Source organism: Polaribacter sp. (assembly GCF_965656025.1).
Taxonomy (GTDB): domain Bacteria; phylum Bacteroidota; class Bacteroidia; order Flavobacteriales; family Flavobacteriaceae; genus Polaribacter.
In genome coordinates, this window is sequence record NZ_CBFHJT010000035.1 from 11679 (window position 1) to 13079 (window position 1401).

Genomic DNA, 1401 nt, shown 5'->3' on the forward strand with positions numbered 1-1401 from the left:
AAAAAAGGCAGAAAGTTCGAATCCTGTTTTTGTGTTGGATGAAATCGATAAATTGGGTCAAAGTCATCAAGGAGATCCTTCTTCTGCAATGTTAGAGGTACTAGATCCAGAGCAAAATACTGCTTTTTATGACAATTATTTAGAAGTTGGTTACGATTTATCAAAAGTACTTTTTATTGCCACAGCAAATAATTTAGGGCAAATTCCTTGGGCTCTGCGCGATCGAATGGAAATTATAAATGTTACTGGTTATACCATAGAAGAAAAAGTAGAAATTGCCAAAAGACATTTATTGCCTAAACAATTAAAAGAACATGGTTTAAACACGAAACATTTAAAATTAGGTAAAAAACAAATAGAAACTATTGTAGAAGGATATACAAGAGAATCTGGTGTTAGAGGCTTAGAAAAACAAGTAGCAAAAGTGGTGCGTTTTGCAGCAAAATCTATTGCTATGGAAGAAGAATATAACATCAATCTAACTAAAGAAGATGTAGAAAGCATATTAGGAACACCTAGAAATAAAGGTAAATACGAAAATAATGGTGTTGCTGGGGTGGTTACAGGTTTAGCTTGGACAAGAGTTGGTGGAGATATTTTATTTATAGAATCTATATTATCTAAAGGCAAAGGAAACCTTTCTATAACAGGTAATTTAGGTAATGTGATGAAAGAATCTGCAACCATAGCTTTGCAGTACATAAAATCAAATGCAGAAGAATTTGGTATAAAACCAGAAATTATAGAAAAATACAATGTGCATATTCATGTGCCAGAAGGTGCTACACCAAAAGATGGCCCAAGTGCAGGTATAACTATGTTAACTTCTTTAGTATCTACTTATACACAGCGCAAAGTAAAAAGTAAATTAGCCATGACTGGCGAAATTACATTGCGTGGAAAAGTGTTGCCTGTTGGTGGAATTAAAGAAAAAATATTAGCCGCTAAAAGAGCCAATATTAAAGAAATAATTTTGTGTGATGATAATAGAAAAGATATTTTAGAAATAAAGGAAAGCTATTTAAAAGGCTTAACTTTTCATTATGTTACAGATATGAAACAAGTGATAGAAATAGCACTGACCAAACAAAAGGTAGACAATGCTAAAAAATTAGACTAATTAAAAAGCCTCCTAATTATTAAAGTTTGGAGGCTTTTTTTTGATGTTTAAAATGATACTATATTTATAATAGTTTTAATTGTTTTGTTTTGCAAATACGTTTTTTACTCTAACTTTCTTTTGGATCTTGCATTTTTTTTACCTGTTTTAATAATACACTTTTTGGTGTAAATGGTATGGCTTTTAAAAGTATTTTTTGAGATAGTGTTACTCCAGAAATAACATCTAAAGTTCCATTTAACATTCCATTATAACCATCTTTTGCAACTTTTTCTGCATTG

At 30.7% G+C, this 1401-nt stretch carries 1 protein-coding gene; it reads left to right on the plus strand.

Annotated elements, in window-relative coordinates; translation table 11 throughout:
* A partial coding sequence (locus ACTG3S_RS08270; RefSeq protein ID WP_439128883.1) for a S16 family serine protease occupies nucleotides 1-1120 on the plus strand: 1120 nt, incomplete at its 5' end.
* Nucleotides 1121-1401: the final 281 nt, after the last annotated feature.